This window comes from Kitasatospora sp. NPDC040550 (assembly GCF_055594965.1).
On record NZ_JBVIWC010000014.1, the window covers coordinates 90462 to 109741 of the forward strand.

A 19280-nucleotide genomic window follows, 5' to 3' on the forward strand; every position below is an offset into this window, starting at 1 on the left:
GGGGTCGAGCGTACGGCAAGCCCGACCCCCCGCGTCGCCCCGGTCGCCCGGCCCGTCGGTCCGGTCGGTGGACTTCCTCAGCGGCGTTCCTGCTTGGCCTTGCACTGCACGCAGAGCGTGGCCCGGGGGAAGGCCTGCATCCGGGCCTTGCCGATGGCCTGCCCGCAGGACTCGCAGGTGCCGAAACCGACGCCCTCCAGCCGCTCCAGCGCGCGCTCGGTCTGGGCGAGGCTGTCCCGCGCGTTGTTGGCGAGCGCCAGCTCGCTCTCCCGCGAGATGTTCTTCGTACCGGCGTCCACCTGGTCGTCGCCCGCTCCGTCGTTGGAGTCGCGCATCAGGCCGGCGATGGCGGCGTCGGCGGCGTCGATCTCGCCGCGCAGCCGCTCCAGGTCGTTGATCAGCTCGTCGTGCAGTTCGTGGACCTCCTCCGAGGTCCACGGGTCCTCGCCGGGCCGGACGGGCAGCGTGGCCGGGTCGACCGACTCCGCGCCGCGCGGCACGGTGACGGTGTCGGTGCTGGTGTTCTGAGGTGCGGTAGTGGTCACGGTCCCCTCCCCTGGATCGGCCGCCACGGCCTTGCGTGCCCGCTTGGTGGCGGTACCCGCGCCGGTTGCCTTCTCAGCCATGGCTTCGACCCCATCTACGAACGAATCGAGCCGCCGGTTCCCGGCGGCCTCCAGTGCCGGAACGATAATCCCGATCAAAACCGGTCACAACATGACATACCGGCGCCTCAGGATGATCCCACCCAGGCAGCCGCCCCAGCCGCCACGCCCCGCGCGCTGACAGACTTGTGCCCACCTCACCCCCGGCTAACCGCTCCCGCCGACCGGCCCGGGCCTGCCCGCGGGGCCCACTCCCCGGAATTCCTTTGGACAAACCGTCTCGCCCGGCCGATACACTGGCCCTGCAAGGCGCAGATGGGACGAGTACCGACGTACGCAGCCACCAGCGACCCGGGGACGGTGCGAGCCCGGGGGTGTGCACGGCGGGAAGATCACCCCGGAGCCGCCGGAAGAACGGCCGCCACCACGGCGGCCCACTAGACCCGGCAGCAACCCCAAACAAGAGGGCCGCACCGCACCACCGCGGCCAAGGAGGGTGGTACCGCGGGTCGGCGAAGGCCGTCTCGTCCCTCCGGAGGATTCAGTCCCAGCATCCGCCGGAGGTAGACACCCGCGATGAGTACCTACAAGCCCGTCCCCGCACAGGTCGATCTCCCCGCCCTCGAACACCAGATCCTCTCGTTCTGGCAGGACAACAAGGTCTTCCAGCGCAGCCTGGAGCAGTCCGAGGGGCGCCCCGAGTGGGTGTTCTACGAGGGTCCGCCGACCGCCAACGGCATGCCCGGGGCCCACCACATCGAGGCCCGCGTCTTCAAGGACGTCTTCCCCCGGTACCGGACCATGAAGGGCTACCACGTCGCCCGCAAGGCCGGCTGGGACTGCCACGGCCTCCCGGTCGAGCTGGCCGTCGAGAAGGAGCTCGGCTTCTCCGGCAAGCAGGACATCGAGGCCTACGGCATCGCCGAGTTCAACGCCAAGTGCCGCGACTCGGTGACCCGCCACACCGACGCCTTCGCCGAGCTCACCACCCGCATGGGGTACTGGGTCGACCTCGACGAGGCCTACCGGACGATGGACCCCTCCTACGTCCAGTCCGTCTGGTGGTCGCTCCAGCAGATCTTCGACAAGGGCCTGCTGGTCCAGGACCACCGGGTCGCCCCCTGGTGCCCGCGCTGCGGCACCGGCCTGTCCGACCACGAGCTGGCCCAGGGCTACGAGACCGTGGTCGACCCCTCGGTGTTCGTCCGCTTCCCGCTGACCAGCGGCCCGCTGGCCGGCCGGGCCGCCCTGCTGGTCTGGACCACCACCCCGTGGACCCTGGTCGCCAACACCGCCGCAGCCGTCCACCCGGAGGTCACCTACGTGGTGGCCACCGACGGCACCGAGCAGCTGGTCGTCGCCGAGCCGCTGCTCGCCAAGGCCCTCGGCGAGGGCTGGGAGACCACCGGCGAGTCCTTCACCGGTGCCGAGATGGAGCGCTGGGCCTACCGCCGCCCCTTCGACCTGGTCGAGATCGAGGACGCCCACTACGTCCTCAACGCCGACTACGTCACCACCGAGGACGGCACCGGTATCGTCCACCAGTCCCCCGCCTTCGGCGCGGACGACCTCGCGACCTGCCGCAAGTACGGCCTGCCGGTGGTCAACCCGGTGCTGGCCGACGGCACCTTCTCCCCCGAGGTCCCGCTGGTCGGCGGCCAGTTCTTCAAGAAGGCCGACGAGGCCCTGGTCGCGGACCTCAAGGAGCGCGGCCTGCTCTTCCGCCACCTGCCGTACGAGCACAGCTACCCGCACTGCTGGCGCTGCCACACCGCGCTGCTCTACTACGCGCAGCCGTCCTGGTACATCCGGACCACCGCCGTCAAGGACGCGCTGATCCGCGAGAACGAGGCCACCAACTGGTTCCCGGAGACGGTCAAGCACGGCCGCTTCGGCGACTGGCTGAACAACAACATCGACTGGGCGCTCAGCCGCAACCGCTACTGGGGCACCCCGCTGCCGATCTGGCGCTGCGAGGAGAACCACCTCACCTGCGTCGGCTCGCTGGCCGAACTGTCCGAGCTCACCGGCACCGACCAGAGCGGCCTCGACCCGCACCGCCCGTACATCGACGCGGTCACCTTCGCCTGCCGCGACTGCGGCGGCACCGCCACCCGCGTGCCCGAGGTCATCGACGCCTGGTACGACTCGGGCTCGATGCCCTTCGCCCAGTACGGCTACCCGTACCAGAACAAGGAGCTGTTCGAGAAGCGCTACCCGGCGCAGTTCATCTCCGAGGCGATCGACCAGACCCGCGGCTGGTTCTACACGCTGATGGCGGTCGGCACCCTGGTGTTCGACAGGAACAGCTACGAGAACGTCGTCTGCCTGGGCCACATCCTGGCCGAGGACGGCCGCAAGATGTCCAAGCACCTGGGCAACACCCTGGAGCCGATCCCGCTGATGGACCAGCACGGCGCCGACGCCGTCCGCTGGTTCATGGCCGCCGGCGGCTCGCCCTGGTCGGCCCGCCGGGTCGGCCACGGCACCATCCAGGAGGTGGTCCGCAAGACCCTCCTCACCTACTGGAACACCGTCGCCTTCCAGGCCCTGTACGCCCGCACCTCCAACTGGGCGCCCTCCGCGGCCGACCCGGCCCCGGCCGACCGCCCGCAGCTGGACCGCTGGGTGCTCTCCGAACTGAACACCCTGGTCCGCGAGGTCGACGCGGCCTTCGAGACGTACGACACCCAGCGCGCCGGCAAGCTGCTCTCCGGCTTCGTCGACGACCTCTCCAACTGGTACGTCCGCCGCGGCCGCCGCCGCTTCTGGCAGGGCGACGCCGCCGCGCTCGCCACCCTGCACGAGGCGCTGGAGACCGTCACCCGCCTGATGGCCCCGCTCACCCCGTTCATCACCGAACGGGTCTGGCAGGACCTCATCGTCCCCACCGACCCCCAGGCCCCGGTCTCCGTCCACCTGGCCACCTGGCCCGAGGCCGACGAGACCCTGATCGACACCGACCTCTCCCGCCACATGGCCCTGGTCCGCCGCCTGGTCGAACTCGGCCGGGCCACCCGCGCCGAGTCCGGCGTGAAGACCCGTCAGCCGCTCTCCCGCGCGCTGGTCGCCGCCCAGGGCTGGGAGGAGCTGCCCGCCGACCTGCGCGCGCAGATCGCCGAGGAGCTCAACGTCGCCACCCTCGAATCCCTCGCCGAGGTCGGCGGCTCGCTCGTCGACACCACCGCCAAGGCCAACTTCCGCGCCCTGGGCAAGCGTTTCGGCAAGGGCGTGCAGGACGTCGCCAAGGCGGTCGCCGCCGCCGACGCCGCCCGCCTCGCCGCCGAACTGCGCGCCACCGGCGAGACCGGCGTCGACCTGAACGGTGAACCGATCACCCTCTCCCCCGACGAGGTCATCATCACCGAAACCCCCCGCGAGGGCTGGGCCGTCGCCAACGAGTCCGGCGCCACCGTCGCCCTCGACCTGGCCATCACCCCCGAACTCAAGCGCCTCGGCATCGCCCGCGACGCCATCCGCCAGATCCAGGAGGCCCGCAAGAACTCCGGCCTGGACGTCGCCGACCGCATCGTCCTCCGCTGGCGCGCCACCTCCGAGGAAACCGCCGAGGCCATCGCCGAACACGGCCCCCTCGTCGCCGACGAGGTCCTCGCCACCGACTTCGCCGCCGGCGCAGCCGACTGGACCTCCGACACCTTCACCGACGAATCCCTCGGCCTCGCCTTCCAACTCCGCAAGGCCTAAGCCCCAACCGAAGCCGCCGGCGCCCCACCCAAGGGTGCCGGCGGCTTCGCCACGCCCACCCGGGCGCGCGGGCACCGCCCCGCGCGCCCACACCAAGACCCCTGAAACACCCCACCCCCGCACCCACCCACCCTCAGCAACCCCCCACCCCCTCCCCACCCGCCCCAGGCGAGAGGGACGCGCCCCCGGACCCACCTACCCTCCCGAAAGCCCACCCCCACACCAAAGCCCCCGCGCAGCGGCCCCCCTCACCCCCCGAACACAAAAAGACGCCCCCTCCCCAGCCCGAAGGCCAGAAAGGGGGCGCCCAAAAACCCCAGCTACAACCTCAGTTGTCGCCGTCCTCGTCGATCAGGAAGCCCCGCATCGGCGCGGGAGCCTGCTGCATCGGCTGCGGCGGCTGCGGCCGCACGGCCGCCATCGGCTGGGTCATCCCGGCCGGCTGCATCTGCGGCGCACCGTTCCCACCCTGCTGCCCGCCGAAGCTCGGCGCCGGCGGGTTCCCACCGAAGGAGCTCTGCCCCCCGAACGACGGCGAGTTGCCACCGAACGACGGCTGGTTCCCACCGAACGACGGCGCGGAGCCCATCGACCCGGCACCGGCCGGAGCCATCGACGACGCCGCCGGCGGCAGCGACGCGGTGGCGGGGATCCGCGGCGGGGCGAGCGAGTCGTCGGCCTGCGACTCCAGCTGGCGCAGCTGGGTCTCCAGGTACGACTTCAGTCGCGTGCGGTACTCGCGCTCGAACGCCCGCAGGTCCTCGACCTTGCGCTCCAGCGTGGCCCGCGCGGACTCCAGCGACCCCATCGCGACGCGGTGCTTCTCCTGCGCGTCCCGCTCCAGGGCGTCGGCCTTGGCCCGGGCGTCGCGCTCCAGACCCTCGGCCCGGCTTCGCGCCTCGCCGACGATCTTGTTGGCCTCGGAACGGGCCTCGGAGATCGCCTGGTCAGCGGTCTGCTGGGCGAGCGCCAGCACGCGGGCGGCACTGTCGCCGCCGGGGCCCTGCTGTTGCTGCTGCTGCTGCATCGGGCCGCCGAGCGGGCCGCCCATCTGCTGCGGGCCGCCCATGGGGCCGCCCATCGGCTGCATCTGCTGCTGCTGGCCCATGCCCTGGCCCATCGGGTTGCCCATCTGCTGCGGGCCACCGGGACCGCCCATGGGCTGGAGCATCTGACCACCCATCGGCTGGACCAGCTGCTGCTGGCCGCCCATGGTCTGGCCCATCTGCTGGGGACCGCCGGGGCCCATCGGACCACCCTGGCCGGCCGGGAGCTGCGGCGCACCGGACGGCAGGCCGAGGGGCTGGTTGCCCATCTGCTGCTGCTGCTGCGGACCACCCGGGCCCATCTGCTGCGGACCGCCGGGGCCCATCTGCTGCGGGCCACCCGGACCCTGCTGGCCGGGGACCGGCGGGCCGGATATGGCGGCCGGGACGGGAGCGGCCGGACGCTGGGCGTCCTGCGGCGGCTCCTTCCGCATGTTGGCCTGGTTCTGCGCGGCGGCGCGAGTCGCGGCGGCCAGCTTGGCCCGCAGGTCCTCGTTCTCCCGGAGGAGGCGGGTCAGCTCCGCCTCGACCTCGTCGAGGAAGGCATCGACCTCGTCCTCGTCATAGCCTTCACGCAGGCGGACGGTCGTGAACTGCTTGTTCCGAACGTCCTCGGGGGTCAATGGCATCTCTTCACCTCAACGTGATCGTCGGCACACCGGCATCCTGTCGCATCGCTCACCTACGACTAGGGGTGCACAAGCGAGATCAGGACATACACAATGATCATCAGTACGAAGAAGGACAGGTCGAGCGCCACGCCCCCGAAACGCAACGGCGGAATGAACCGCCGAAGAAGCTTGAGCGGCGGATCCGTGACAGTGTACGTGGCCTCCAGGACCAGGACCATGGCCTTGCCGGGCCGCCACGAACGCGCGAACTGGAAGACCCAGTCCATGACCAGTCGCACGAGCAGGAACACCAGGAAGACGGTCAGGGCGTAGTAGAGCACCGCCCACACGATGTCCATCGCGTTTCCCTCTCCCCGGTTCCGGGCCCTGGGGCCCACCGCTCGTCACCTGTCGCCAACCACTGTTGATCAGATCCACACGTAAAGTCGTGGCCGGGTCAGCTCTGGTTGAAGAACCCACCCTCGGCGATCCGAGCCTTGTCCTCCGCCGTGACATCGACGTTAGCAGGCGACAGCAGGAACACCTTCTGTGTCACGCGCTCGATACTGCCGTGCAGACCGAAGACGAGTCCAGCGGCGAAGTCTACGAGCCGCTTGGCGTCCGTGTCGTCCATCTCGGTCAGATTCATGATCACGGGGGTCCCGCCGCGGAACTGCTCCCCGATGGTACGGGCCTCGTTGTAGGTCCGGGGGTGCAGCGTGGTGATGCGGTAGGGCTCTCGTTCGTTCACGACCTTGGGCATGATCACCGGGGCGCTCTTCTCCAGGTTGTGGCGGCGTTCGGGTGTGATGGACGACACGGGGGCCATCCTCGGGGTCTCCTGTCGGATCGGCACCGCGGCCGGCACCGGCTGCGGGGTGATCGAGGAGACCGGGGCGGGCGCGGGGGCGGCTGCCGGCCGGGGGATGTCCTCGGTCCGCTGCCCCGTGCGGATCGGCTCGGGGTCCGCGTCGTAGTCGTCGTCGGGGTCGTACCCCTGGCCGTCGTACGTCTCGTCCTCCACGAGGCCGAGGTAGACCGCCATCTTGCGCATTGCGCCGGCCATGCTCCTGTCTCCTCCGCTTGTGGTGGACCGGCTCCGTCCCAGCGGGCGGGCCGCGGCCCAGCCTGCGGATTCCGCGGTCCGCCCACGACGGCCCGTCAAGGCGACGCGCCGTCAGAGTTCGTGGGATTGGGGCCGCGGAGCTGCGATCCACGGTTGGCTAGCACTTCGGAAAGCTGCTAGCTTCTGTCCTATTTTGTCCTGCAGTCTGATCTACTACCCGGTGACGTTACCCGAGGGGTGACCTCACTCCGAGTACCGCCGTTCCGACGCGTACATGTGTCGCTCCGGCGGCAATCGCCTGCTCAAGGTCGCCGCTCATGCCTGCGGAGACCATGGTGGCAGCCGGATGGGCCGCCCGTACGGCGGTTGCGATTTCCGCCAGCCGCTCGAAGGCCCGGACCGGGTCGCCGGCCAGCGGGCCGGCCAGCGGAGCGACCGTCATCACACCGTCCAGGCGCAGCCCGGGCGTGTCGGCGATCGCGTCGGTGAGTTCGGCGACGTCCTCGGGGGCGACCCCGGCCCGGTGCGCGCCCTCCCCGTGCTCCTTGTCCAGTGCCACCTGCACCAGGCAGCCCAGTTCCGGGCGCTCGGACTTGAGCACGGCCGCCGAGAGCGACTCGACGAGCCGCAGCCGGTCCACCGAGTGCACGTGGTTCGCGTAGCGCACCACCGAGCGGACCTTGTTGGTCTGGAGCTGGCCGACGAAGTGCCAGCTAAGAGGAAGGTTTCTGCACTGTTCCGCCTTCGGTGCGGCGTCCTGGTCACGGTTCTCCGCGACGTCCGTCACACCCAGCCCGGCCAGCAGCGCAGTGTCCTCGGCCGGGTAGGTCTTGGTGACGACGATCAGACTGACGTCCTCGCGCGGGCGTCCGACGGCCGCACAGGCGTCCGCGATCCGGCGCTCGACCACTTCGAGGTTGGTCCCGAGCTGCTCGTACCGGGCCCGCTGGCCCTCCGTCAGGGCCGCCGAGAACTGCCTGTCCCCCGGGAACGGTCCGTAGATGTCGTTCGTCATCAGTGATCAGAGTCCAACCAGACGTAGCTCGCGAGCCGACCCGTGCGCTGCTCGCGGCGATAGGAGAAGTGATCGGCGGATTCGAGGGTGCAGACCGGTGAGCGCACCAGCTCGGTGACCCCCGCCGCGGCCAGTTGGGCGGCGACTCCCTCCGGCACGTCCAGCGCCGGGGTTCCCCACGAGGTCTCGGCGAAGGCCGCCGGGACGACCTCGGCGACCTCGGCGCGCAGCCCGGCCGGCACCTCGTAGCAGTGGCCGCAGACCGCGGGGCCGGTGGCGGCGGTGATCCGCGCCGGCTCGGCCCCCAGTTCGACCATGGCCCGCACGACGGCCGGCACCACTCCGGCCGCCAGGCCGGGCCGGCCCGCGTGGGCCGCGCCCACCACGCCCGCCACCGGGTCGGCCAGCAGCACCGGGGTGCAGTCCGCGGTCAGCACCGCGAGCGCGAGCGGGCGGTCGGTGACCACCGCGTCGACCGTCGGGGCCTGCCCGGGCGGCTGGCGCTGCGTCACCACCGCGACCTCGGCGCCGTGCACCTGGTTCATCCAGACCACGTCGGCCGGGTCGAGCCCCAGCTCCCGGGCCGCGACGGCCCGGTTCTCCCGGACCGCCTCCGGGTCGTCGCCCACCGCGCCGCCGAGGTTGAGCTCCCCGTACGGCGAAGTGCTCACCCCGCCCCACCGATCGGTGAAGGCGAAGTGAGCACCAGCGCGAACCGCGTGATCGATCACTTAAGGAAGTCCGGCACGTCGAGCTCCTCGGCCGGGCTCTCCACGAACGGCTGCCGGGCCGGCTGCACCTGCGGCGGGACCGGGGCGGCGGCGGTCGTGGTGGCCGAGGTCTCGGCCGAACGGGCCGGGGCGGCCGGGGCCTCCCCCTCCGAACGGGACGTCACCGAGCCGATGCTCCCGTAGGACGGACGGCCGACCGGGCGCTCCGGGGCGGCCGGCGGGGTCGCCGGAGTGGCGGGGGTGGTGGACTTCACCACCGGGTCGCGGACGATCGCCGGCGGCTGGCCGCCGTCGAAGCCGGCCGCGATGACGGTGACCCGCACCTCGTCGCCGAGCGCGTCGTCGATGACCGCACCGAAGATGATGTTGGCCTCGGGGTGGGCGGCCTCGCTGACCAGCTGGGCCGACTCGTTGATCTCGAACAGGCCGAGGTCGGAGCCGCCCGAGATGGACAGCAGCACGCCGCGGGCGCCGTCGATCGAGGCCTCCAGCAGCGGCGAGGAGATCGCCATCACGGCGGCGGCCTTGGCGCGGTCCTCGCCGCGGGCCGAGCCGATGCCCATGAGCGCCGAACCGGCCTCCGACATGACGGACTTGACGTCGGCGAAGTCGAGGTTGATCAGGCCCGGGGTGGTGATCAGGTCGGTGATGCCCTGGACACCGGAGAGCAGAACCTGGTCGGCCGAGCGGAACGCGTCGAGCACGCTGACCTGGCGGTCCGAGATGGACAGCAGCCGGTCGTTGGGGATCACGATGAGGGTGTCGACCTCTTCGCGCAGGGAGGCGATGCCGTCCTCGGCCTGGTTGGCCCGGCGGCGGCCCTCGAAGGTGAAGGGGCGGGTGACCACGCCGATGGTCAGGGCGCCCAGCGAGCGGGCGATGTTGGCGACGACGGGCGCGCCGCCCGTGCCCGTGCCACCGCCCTCGCCGGCGGTGACGAAGACCATGTCGGCCCCCTTGAGGACCTCCTCGATCTCCTCGCGGTGGTCCTCGGCGGCCTTGCGGCCGACCTCGGGGTTGGCGCCGGCGCCGAGGCCCCGGGTGAGTTCACGGCCCACATCGAGCTTGACGTCGGCGTCGCTCATGAGGAGGGCCTGCGCATCGGTGTTGATCGCGATGAACTCGACGCCCTTGAGACCGACCTCGATCATCCGGTTGATGGCGTTGACACCACCGCCGCCGATTCCGACGACCTTGATGACTGCGAGGTAGTTCTGCGGTGCTGCCACGTCGAAGGCCTCTCGCCTCGAATTTCCGGGTCGACCCGCCCCGACGGGGGGCCGTGTCGACGGATGTCGATGGGTAGGGAGCCTGGTTTCTGACTGAATGTCCGAAATGCCGACCGCCGACCCCAACCCTAAACTTGACCTTTAGGGTTAGTCCTGTGTCTCCATCACATCACCAATGGACACAGTCTGGTGACACAGGACACTAGGTGGCTCCGGGCACGCGTTTCAACGAACACGCCGAGCTTCCCTTTTTCTTTTGAGCCTATGTGATCATCGGCCGGCAATGGAAACCGGGGTGACCACCAAGGGTCGGGCCGACACTCCGAAGCGTCAACCCCTCCCTCGGGCACAGAATCTAGCGGATCAGCCGGACACCGCCGGCGCCTCCGGCGCCGTCACGTCGAAGTTGGTGCCCTTCTGCTTCATCAGCGCGAGCAGCACCCGGGCCTTCCGGTCGGTCTGCTCCGGGCTCCCCCAGCGCACCGTCGCACCCCCGCTGAGCTGCAGTTCGATGTCGTCGTAGGAGTGCACCAGGACCGATCCGGCCCGCTTGGCGATCTCCGGCGGGAGTCCGGCGGCCACCGCCACCGCACCCTGCACCAATTGCCCCCGGGAGATCACCCCGTCGACGTCCTTCGCGGGCTGACTGAGCCGCAGCTCCACCACCGGCACGCCCGCCGGCGGGGCCGCCTCGGTGGCGAAGCTCACGCCGGTGGCGTCCACCTGGGTGAACTGACCGTCATCCCCCTTGACGGCGGCGGCCGCCGTCCGCTGCACCACCTTGACCTGCAGGGTGTGCGGCCAGCCCCGCCAGACCTCGGCCTTCGCCACCCGGGGGATCGCCTCCACCCGCTGGCGGACGCCGTCCAGGTCGACCCGGGCCAGCGGGCCGTCGGCGAGCCCGCCGACGGCCGCGCGGACCTGGTCCGACGTCAGCTTCTCGTCCGCGGCACCCTGGACGGCGACGTCGCGCACGTCCAGCAGCGAGGAGAAGAACACCACCCAGGCCAGCGCGCCCAGCACCGCGGCGCCGAGCGCGCTCAGCACCACGACGCCCCGCCGGGAGAGCCGGAGGCGGGGAGCGGACTCCTCGTCCCCGAACTCGTCCTCCTCGTGGGAGTACCCCCGGCCGGCGGCCGGGGGTGAGCCGGCGAGCCGGCCGTCAGCCACGACGGCGACCGCCCCGGTGTGCCTGGATCGCCTCGTACACCATGCCGACCAGCAGGTCGTCCGCGTCCCGGCGGCCGAACTCGGCGGCGGCCCGGCTCATGTCCCACAGCCGCTGCGGGTCGGTGAGCACCGGCAGCACGTTCTGCAGCACCCAGTCCGAGGTCAGCTCGGCGTCGTCCACCAGCAGGCCGCCGCCGGCCTTCACCATCGGCTGGGCGTTCAGCCGCTGCTCGCCGTTGCCGATCGGCAGCGGCACGAAGGCGGCGGGCAGGCCGACCGCGGCCAGCTCGGCGACGGTCATCGCGCCGGCCCGGCAGAGCATCAGGTCGGCGGCCGCGTAGGCGAGGTCCATCCGGTCGATGTACGGCACCGGGCGGTACGGCGGCATCCCGGGGACGTCGGCGACCTGCGGCAGCTCGTTCTTCGGGCCGACCGCGTGCAGGATCTGCACACCGTACTGCTGCAGCCGCGGGGCGATCGCGGTGATCGTCTCGTTGAGCCGGCGCGCGCCCTGGGAGCCGCCGGAGACCAGCAGGGTGGGCAGCCGCTGGTCGAGGCCGAAGTACTGGCGGGCCTCCGGCCGGGTGGCGTTGCGGTCCAGGGTGGCGATGGTGCGGCGCAGCGGGATGCCGATGTACCGGGAGTCGCGCAGCTTGCTGTCCGGGGTGGAGACCGCGACGAAGTCGGAGTAACGGGCGCCGATCTTGTTGGCCAGGCCGGGGCGGGCGTTGGCCTCGTGCACCACGATCGGCACGCCGGCCCGCTTGGCCGCCAGGTAGGCGGGCATCGCCACGTAGCCGCCGAAGCCGACCACGCAGTCGGCGTTGACCCGCTCGATGATCTCCTGGGCGGCCCGGACGGTGCCGCGCAGTCGGCCGGGGACGGTGATCAGTTCGGGGGTGGGCTTGCGGGGCAGCGGCACGGCCGGAATCAGCTCCAGCTGGTAGCCGCGCTCGGGTACCAGTCGGGTCTCCAGCCCCTTCTCGGTGCCCAGGGCGGTGATCCCGATGGACGGGTCGTGCCTGCGGAGTGCGTCCGCGAGGGCCATGGCCGGCTCGATGTGACCGGCGGTCCCCCCGCCGGCGAGTACGACATGCACCGAAATTCACCGCTCCCTGCGTGCCGGTCCGGGGACCGCGCGCGCTGTGGTTCGTCGTCGTGGCAGCACCCGGGCCAGTCGCTTCCTGATCCGGGAGTTCTTGCTCCGGGCGGCCAGGGCCGCCTTCGCGCCCGAGGAGCTGCGTGCCAGGCACAGCAGCACTCCGATCGCGGACATGGCCGACAGCATGGCGGAACCGCCGTAGGAGAACAGCGGGAGCGGGACGCCCGCGATGGGCAGCAGTCCCAGCGCCGACCCCAGGTTGATCATGGCCTGCGCCATGATCCAGGTGGTGGCGGCTCCCGCGGCGTACCTGACGAAGGGGTCCTTCGTACCGATGGCCACACGGATACCCGCGTAGCCTAGTGCCGCGAAGAGGCCGATCACCGACAGCGTCCCCACCAGACCGAGTTCCTCGCCGGTCGCGGCGAAGATGAAGTCGGTGTGCGCCTCCGGCAGCTGGCCCCACTTCTCCACGCCGGCGCCGAGGCCGGTGCCGAAGCCGCCGCCGAGGGCGAACGAGTAGACGCCGTGCAGGGCCTGGAAGCAGGCGCCGTCCGGGTCGAGCTTGGTGACGCCGATGCAACCCAGCCGCTCGGCCCGGTGCGGGACGGTGATCACCAGGGCGGTGCAGACCACGACCGCCACCCCGAGGGTGGCCACGAACAGCCGCAGCGGTGCGCCGACCATCCAGAGCAGCGCGAACACCATGGCCACCAGGATCATCGAGGTGCCCATGTCACCGCCGATCATGATCAGCGCGAGCAGCAGCAGGGCGCCGGGCACCAGCGGGACCAGCAGGTGCTTCCAGGTGGTGAGGGTGCCGGCCTTCTGCTTGCGGGCGAGCAGGTCGGCGCCCCAGAGGACCAGCGCGAGCTTGGCGAACTCGGAGGGCTGGAACTGGAAGAACCCGAAGTCCAGCCAGTTCTGGTTGCCGTTGATCCGCACCCCGATGCCGGGCACCGCGACCAGCGCGAGGGCGCCGATCACCCCGAACATCACCGGGTAGACGATCACCCGCAGCACCGCCACCGGGACGGAGGCGAAGCCCGCCAGCAGGACCAGCCCGAGGATGGCCGCGATCAGCTGCTTGAGGAAGTAGTACTGCGCGGTGTGGTGCTGGTTCAGCGCCAGGATCTGCGAGGCCGAGAAGACCATCATCAGACCGAGCACGACCAGCAGCAGGGTCGTGCCGACGATCAGCAGGTACGGCGTGAGCGGCCGGTCCAGCCAGTAGCGGACGCGGGCCCGGAAGGCCTGCAACCGCCCCAGCGGACCGGCCGACTTGTACTTGGTCGTGGTGGCGGAGATCACTCGCCACGGCTCGGCGGCGTCCTGCCTGGTCGCTCCGGAATCCGCCCTGCCCTGCCCCGCCACCGCTCCCCGCTCCCATCGATCACGGCTCGTTCGCCGCCGGGCCGCTCGGCCCTTCGGCGCACTCGCCAGGGGCCCGACTACTCGCCCGCCAGCTCCCGGACGGCCGCCGCGAACAGGTCGCCGCGCTCGCCGTAGTTGGTGAACATGTCCATCGAGGCGCAGGCCGGGGCCAGCAGCACCGTGTCACCCGATCGGGCGAGCGATGCGGCCGTTCGAACGACCTCGGTCATCGCCACCGCGCCAGTCTGGCCCTCGGCCGCCTCGATCACCGGCACATCCGGAGCGTGTCGCTCCAGTGCCGCGCGGATCAGCGCCCGGTCCTGCCCGATCAGCACGACCGCGCGCAGCCGCTCGGCCGCGCCCTGGACCAGGTCGTCGAAGGTCGCGCCCTTGGCCAGTCCCCCGGCGATCCAGACGATCGGCCGGTAGGCGGCCAGCGAGGCCGCCGCGGCGTGGGTGTTGGTGGCCTTGGAGTCGTCGATGTACGTGACCTCGCGGACCGTACCGACCTCGGCGATCCGGTGGGCGTCCGGGCGGAAGGCCCGCAGGCCCTCCCGGACGGCCTTCGGGTCGACCCCGTACGCCCGGGCCAGCGCCGCCGCGGCGAGCGCGTTGGCGATGTTGTGCGGGGCCGGCGGGTTGACGTCCTCGACGGCGCCCAGCTCGGCCGCGTTCTTGGTCCGGTCCGCGACGAAGGCGCGGTCCACCAGCAGCCCGTCCACCACGCCGAAGTTCGACGGGCTCGGCGCGCGGAGGCCGAAGCCGATCGCCCGGCAGCCCTCCTCGACGTCGGCCTCCATGACCAGCGCCTCGGTGGCCGGGTCGGCCAGGTTGTAGACGCAGGCCACCACGTTGCCCTCGTAGATCCGGCCCTTGTCGGCGGCGTACGCCTCCATCGAGCCGTGCCAGTCGAGGTGGTCCGGGGCCAGGTTGAGCACGGCCGCCGAGTACGGGCGCAGCGAGGGCGCCCAGTGCAGCTGGTAGCTGGAGAGCTCGACGGCGAGCACGTCGTACGGCTCCTCGGCGAGCACCGCGTCCAGCACCGAGACCCCGACGTTGCCGACGGCGGCGGTGCGCCTGCCGGCCGCGGTGAGGATCGAGGCGAGCATCTGGACGGTGGTGGTCTTGCCGTTGGTGCCGGTGACGGCCAGCCAGGGGGCGGGCTCGCCGGTGGCCGGCAGCGGCTTGCGCAGCCGCCAGGCCAGCTCGACGTCGCCCCAGACCGGCACGTCGGCCGCGGCGGCGGCGGCGAACAGCGGGCTGTCGGGCGCCCAGCCGGGCGAGGTGACGATCAGTGCGGTGCCCTCGGGCAGGCTCGCGCCGTCGCCCAGGCGCACCGCGACGCCCAGGGCCTCCAGCTCGGCGGCACGGGCCCGCAGGCCCTCGCCGCCGCCGCCGTCGACCACGGTGACGCTCGCGCCGAGCCCGTTCAGGACGCGCGCGGCGCTGATGCCCGAGACGCCGAGGCCGGCGACCACCACGGGCAGGTTCGAAAAGTCAGGATTCGTCGTCATCCGGTCCGGTATCCCGCGTAGAAGAGGCCGAGGCCGACGGCCACGCACAGGCCCTGGATGATCCAGAAGCGGACCACGACCAGGACCTCGCTCCAGCCCTTGAGTTCGAAGTGGTGTTGCAGTGGTGCCATCTTGAAGACGCGCTTGCCGGTCATCCGGAAGGAGCCGACCTGGATGATCACCGACAGGGTGATGATCATGAAGAGGCCGCCGAGCAGGATCAGCAGCAGCTCGGTGCGCGAGCAGATCGCCAGACCGGCCAGGGCGCCGCCGAGGGCGAGCGAGCCGGTGTCGCCCATGAAGATCTTGGCGGGCGAGGTGTTCCACCAGAGGAAGCCGAAGCAGGAGCCCATCAGGGCGGAGGCCACCACCGCGAGGTCCAGTGGGTCCCGGACGTCGTAGCAGGCGCCGGTGGCGGAGATGAAGTAGGCGCAGCTCTGGGTGTACTCCCAGACGCCGATGAAGGTGTAGGCACCGAAGGCCATCACCGAGGCGCCGGTGGCGAGGCCGTCCAGACCGTCCGTCAGGTTCACGCCGTTGGAGGTCGCCGCGATCATGAAGTACGCGAAGATGACGAACAGCACCGGGCCGATCGACCACTTGAAGTCGCGCACGAAGGACAGCGACTGGGAGGCCGGGCTGAGCCCGCGGTCGTCGTGGAACTGCAGCGCCAGGACGGCGAACACCAGGCCGACGATGGACTGGCCGGCCAGCTTCGCCTTCGCCCGCAGGCCGAGCGAACGGCGCTTGACGACCTTGATGTAGTCGTCCAGGAAGCCGACCAGGCCGAGGCCCGCGGTCAGGAAGAGCACCAGCAGCCCGGAGGCGGTCGGGCTGTCGCCCGTTATCGCCTTCGTGGCGAAGTACGCGATCAGGGTCGCCAGGATGAAGGCGATGCCGCCCATGGTGGGCGTGCCCTTCTTGCTGTGGTGCGCCTTGGGGCCGTCGTCACGGATGTACTGGCCGTAGCCCCCTCGCGCGAGCAGCTTGATCAGGGCGGGCGTGCCGACCAGCGAGAGGATCAGGCCGATCATCCCGGAGAAGAGGATCTGCTTCATCATCGGGCAGCACCGTCCGCCAGGAGGGCCTCGGCCACCTTCTCCAGCCCCACCGAACGGGACGCCTTCACCAGGACCACATCCCCCGGCCGAAGCTGACTGCGCAGCAGTTCGACCGCCGCGTCCGCGTCGGACACCAGCACCGACTCCTCACCCCACGAACCTTCGTTCCTCGCACCGAGTTCCATGCAGGCCGCCTCGCGTCCACCCACCGCCACCAGCTTGGTGACGTCGAGTCGGACGGCGAGCCGCCCGATGGCGTCGTGCTCGGCCAGGCTCTCCTCGCCGAGCTCCCGCATCTCGCCGAGCACCGCCCAGGTGCGGCGGCGCTCCGGACCGCGGCCGCCCATCGAGACCAGCGCCCGCAGCGCGGCCCGCATCGAGTCGGGGTTCGCGTTGTAGGCGTCGTTGACGACGGTGACACCATCGGCCCGGTCGACGACTTCCATGCGCCAGCGGGACAGCGCACCCGCCTCGCCCAGGGCTGCCGCGGTGTCGTCGACGGTCATCCCGAGCTCCGTCGCCACCGCGGCGGCGGCGAGGGCGTTCGAGACGTGGTGCTCACCGTACAGGCGCAGTTGCACGGGTGCGGAACCGGCCGGGGTGGTGAGCGTGAACGATGGCCGTCCGGTGGCGTCCAGGCGAACGTCGGTCGCCCGGACGTGGGCGTCCGGGGACTCCCCGAACAGGACCACCTTCGCCCTGGTGCGCGACGCCATGGCGCGCACCAGCCGGTCGTCCGCGTTCAGGATCGCGGTGCCGTCGGCGGGCAGCGCCTCGACCAGCTCGCCCTTGGCCTCGGCGATCGCCTCCTGGGAGCCGAACTCGCCGACGTGGGCGGTGCCGACGTTGAGCACCAGGCCGATCCGCGGCGGGGTGATCGAGGTGAGGTACTCGATGTCGCCCTTGTGCCGGGCACCCATCTCCATGACCAGGTGCCGGGTGCTGTCCTCGACCCGGAGCGCGGTCATCGGGTGGCCGATCTCGTTGTTCAGCGAGCCGGGCGGGAAGACCGTCTCGCCGTGGCGCTGGAGCAGCTGGGCGATCAGGTCCTTGGTGCTGGTCTTGCCGGCCGAGCCGGTCAGCCCGACCACCGTGGTGCGCTCGGCGCGGGCGACCACGGTGCGGGCCAGCCTGCCGAGGGCCTCCACCACACTGTCGACCAGGACGGCGGGCACACCGACCGGGCGGGAGGCCAGCACCGCGACGGCGCCGGCCTCGACCGCGGTGGCCGCGTAGTCGTGGCCGTCCACGTGCTCGCCGACGAAGGCCGCGAACAGGCCGCCGGGGCTCACCTTCCGTGAGTCGACCTCGACCGGGCCGGTGACCAGGGTGTCCGGGGCGGCGCCGTCCAGGGTGCCGCCGACGGCGGCGGCCACCTCGGCGAGGGTCAGTGCGATCACTGCTGCTCTACTCCTCGGTCGCCCCGGTCGGCCGTGGTCCGCGCGATGGATTCGCGCAGCACCTCCCGGTCGTCGAAGGGGCGGATCTCGTCTCGAACGTACTGGCCGAGCTCGTGGCCCTTGCCGGCCACCAGCACGGTGTCCCCGGCCCGGGCGCGGGTGACCGCGAGCCGGATCGCCTCCGCCCGGTCGGGGACGACCAGGACGTCCCCGCGCTCGGCCTCGGGCACCGCGGCGGCGCCGGTCAGCATGCTGGCGAGGATCGCCAGCGGGTCCTCGCTGCGCGGGTTGTCGCTGGTCAGCAGGGCGGTGTCGGCGAGCCGGGCGGCGATCGCGCCCATCGGACCGCGCTTGTGCGGGTCGCGGTCGCCACCGCAGCCGACCACGACGTGCAGCCGGCCCTTGGTGACCTCGCGCAGCGAGGCGAGGACGGCCTGGAGGGCGTCCGGCTTGTGGGCGTAGTCCACCACGGCGACGAACGGCTGCCCGCCGTCCACCCGCTCCAGCCGGCCCGGCACGCCGGGGACGGCGGCGATGCCGGCCACCGCCCGCTCCAGCGGCAGCCCGGCGGCGACCAGCACGGTGATCGCGGCCAGCGCGTTGGCGACGTTGAACGGGCCGGGCAGCGGGACGGAGGCGTCCGCCCCGGCGCCGTCCGGACCGACCACCCGGAAGGTGGAGCCGATCGGGCCGAGCTGGACGTCCACGGCCCGCCAGTCCGCCCCGGCGTCGCCGGTCGCGGAGAAGGTGGTCACCGGGATCTTGGCCTCGGCGGCGAGCCGGCGGCCGTAGTCGTCGTCCAGGTTGACCACGCCGTGGCGGGACTTGCCGGGCTGGAAGAGCCGGGCCTTCGCCTGGAAGTAGTCCTCCATGTCCGGGTGGAAGTCGAGGTGCTCGGGGGTGAGGTTGTTGAACAGCGCGACGTCGTACGCCACCCCGTCGGTGCGGCCGAAGACCAGGGCGTGGCTGGAGACCTCCATGGTCACCGCGTCCGCGCCGCGCTCGGCCATCACGCCGAGGATCGCGTGCAGGTCGGTGGCCTCCGGGGTGGTGCGCTCGCTCTTGATCCGCTCCTCGCCGACCCGCATCTCGACGGTGCCGATCACGCCCGGGACCCGCCCGGCGCCGCGCAGACCGCCCTCGACCAGGTACGAGGTGGTGGTCTTGCCATTGGTGCCGGTCAGCCCGACCATCAGCAGCCGCTCGGACGGGTGGCCGTAGACGATCGCGGCCAGCTCGCCCATCCGGGCCCGCGGCCGGTCGACGACCAGCAGCGGCAGGCCCGCGGGCGCGGCCAGCTCGGCGCCCGCCGGGTCGGTCAGCACGGCCACCGCGCCGGCCGCCGCGGCCTGGCCGGCGAAGGCCGCGCCGTGGTGGTTGGCGCCCGGGAAGGCCACGTACACATCGCCCGGGCGCACCGCGCGGGAGTCGTGGGTGACACCGGTGACGGCGGCGCCCTCGACGGGCGGCAGACCCAGCCGAGCGGCCAGCTCGGCGAGCGGCAGGGCGGCGGTCCCGGTCGGGCGGGGCGGACTCACGGTGGTTTGATCGGGTTTCGGCACGGCGGGAAGGCTATCCGCCGAAGGGTGCCCAGGGCCAAACCGGGCCTTCGCCGCGCCGCCGTCCGCACCGGCCCGCTGGTTGCTCATCC

The 19280-nt window shown here is 71.8% G+C and carries 15 protein-coding genes; 1 reads left to right on the forward strand and 14 read right to left on the reverse strand.

Features of this window, described 5'->3' with window-relative positions; translation table 11 throughout:
• Window positions 1-77 precede the first annotated feature (77 nt).
• Entirely contained in the window at window positions 78-545 is a 468-nt protein-coding gene (locus tag ACZ58X_RS21550) for a TraR/DksA family transcriptional regulator (RefSeq protein WP_470335217.1), read from the reverse strand.
• Window positions 546-1181: 636 nt separating this feature from the next.
• Between ACZ58X_RS21550 and ileS the strand changes: the two genes are divergently transcribed.
• Window positions 1182-4310, forward strand: a complete 3129-nt coding sequence (gene ileS, locus ACZ58X_RS21555; protein ID WP_470335218.1) for an isoleucine--tRNA ligase — start codon at window positions 1182-1184, stop codon at window positions 4308-4310.
• A 328-nt stretch (window positions 4311-4638) separates the two neighbouring features.
• On the opposite strand, the gene ACZ58X_RS21560 is transcribed toward ileS, so the two are convergent.
• From ACZ58X_RS21560 to ACZ58X_RS21620, 13 genes are all read right to left on the reverse strand, one after another.
• Window positions 4639-5985, reverse strand: coding sequence for a DivIVA domain-containing protein (locus ACZ58X_RS21560; protein WP_470335219.1), 1347 nt, complete (start codon window positions 5983-5985; stop codon window positions 4639-4641).
• A gap of 59 nt (window positions 5986-6044) precedes the next feature.
• A complete protein-coding gene (locus ACZ58X_RS21565) occupies window positions 6045-6326 on the reverse strand; it encodes a YggT family protein (protein ID WP_030282903.1) in 282 nt (93 codons plus the stop codon).
• Between the two features lie 98 nt (window positions 6327-6424).
• Window positions 6425-7033 carry a cell division protein SepF gene (locus ACZ58X_RS21570; protein ID WP_030282899.1) on the reverse strand — a complete coding sequence of 203 codons (609 nt, stop codon included), beginning with the start codon at window positions 7031-7033 and terminating at the stop codon, window positions 6425-6427.
• 226 nt (window positions 7034-7259) lie between these two features.
• Complete coding sequence (locus tag ACZ58X_RS21575) at window positions 7260-8048, reverse strand: YggS family pyridoxal phosphate-dependent enzyme (RefSeq protein ID WP_470335220.1); 789 nt, start codon at window positions 8046-8048, stop codon at window positions 7260-7262.
• Window positions 8048-8779, reverse strand: a complete 732-nt coding sequence (gene pgeF / locus ACZ58X_RS21580; protein ID WP_470335221.1) for a peptidoglycan editing factor PgeF — start codon at window positions 8777-8779, stop codon at window positions 8048-8050. The genes ACZ58X_RS21575 and pgeF overlap by 1 nt, the downstream gene beginning before the upstream one ends.
• On the reverse strand, window positions 8776-10008 hold the full coding sequence (gene ftsZ / locus ACZ58X_RS21585) for a cell division protein FtsZ (protein WP_470335222.1): 1233 nt from the start codon (window positions 10006-10008) through the stop codon (window positions 8776-8778). The genes pgeF and ftsZ overlap by 4 nt, the downstream gene beginning before the upstream one ends.
• Window positions 10009-10371: 363 nt before the next feature.
• Entirely contained in the window at window positions 10372-11178 is an 807-nt protein-coding gene (locus ACZ58X_RS21590) for a cell division protein FtsQ/DivIB (protein WP_470335223.1), read from the reverse strand.
• On the reverse strand, window positions 11171-12277 hold the full coding sequence (gene murG, locus ACZ58X_RS21595) for an undecaprenyldiphospho-muramoylpentapeptide beta-N-acetylglucosaminyltransferase (protein ID WP_470335224.1): 1107 nt from the start codon (window positions 12275-12277) through the stop codon (window positions 11171-11173). The genes ACZ58X_RS21590 and murG overlap by 8 nt, the downstream gene beginning before the upstream one ends.
• Window positions 12278-12283: 6 nt before the next feature.
• Window positions 12284-13591 carry a putative lipid II flippase FtsW gene (ftsW, locus tag ACZ58X_RS21600; RefSeq protein WP_470335225.1) on the reverse strand — a complete coding sequence of 436 codons (1308 nt, stop codon included), beginning with the start codon at window positions 13589-13591 and terminating at the stop codon, window positions 12284-12286.
• Between the two features lie 140 nt (window positions 13592-13731).
• A complete protein-coding gene (murD, locus tag ACZ58X_RS21605) occupies window positions 13732-15168 on the reverse strand; it encodes a UDP-N-acetylmuramoyl-L-alanine--D-glutamate ligase (protein WP_470335226.1) in 1437 nt (478 codons plus the stop codon).
• Window positions 15165-16226: a phospho-N-acetylmuramoyl-pentapeptide-transferase gene (mraY, locus tag ACZ58X_RS21610; protein ID WP_350504707.1), complete on the reverse strand. Its 1062-nt coding sequence runs from the start codon at window positions 16224-16226 to the stop codon at window positions 15165-15167. The genes murD and mraY overlap by 4 nt, the downstream gene beginning before the upstream one ends.
• Window positions 16226-17629: a UDP-N-acetylmuramoyl-tripeptide--D-alanyl-D-alanine ligase gene (locus ACZ58X_RS21615; protein ID WP_470335227.1), complete on the reverse strand. Its 1404-nt coding sequence runs from the start codon at window positions 17627-17629 to the stop codon at window positions 16226-16228. Before ACZ58X_RS21615 ends, mraY begins: the two co-directional genes overlap by 1 nt.
• Window positions 17626-19278, reverse strand: coding sequence for a UDP-N-acetylmuramoyl-L-alanyl-D-glutamate--2,6-diaminopimelate ligase (locus ACZ58X_RS21620; protein WP_470335228.1), 1653 nt, complete (start codon window positions 19276-19278; stop codon window positions 17626-17628). The genes ACZ58X_RS21615 and ACZ58X_RS21620 overlap by 4 nt, the downstream gene beginning before the upstream one ends.
• Between the last annotated feature and the right edge of the window lie 2 nt (window positions 19279-19280).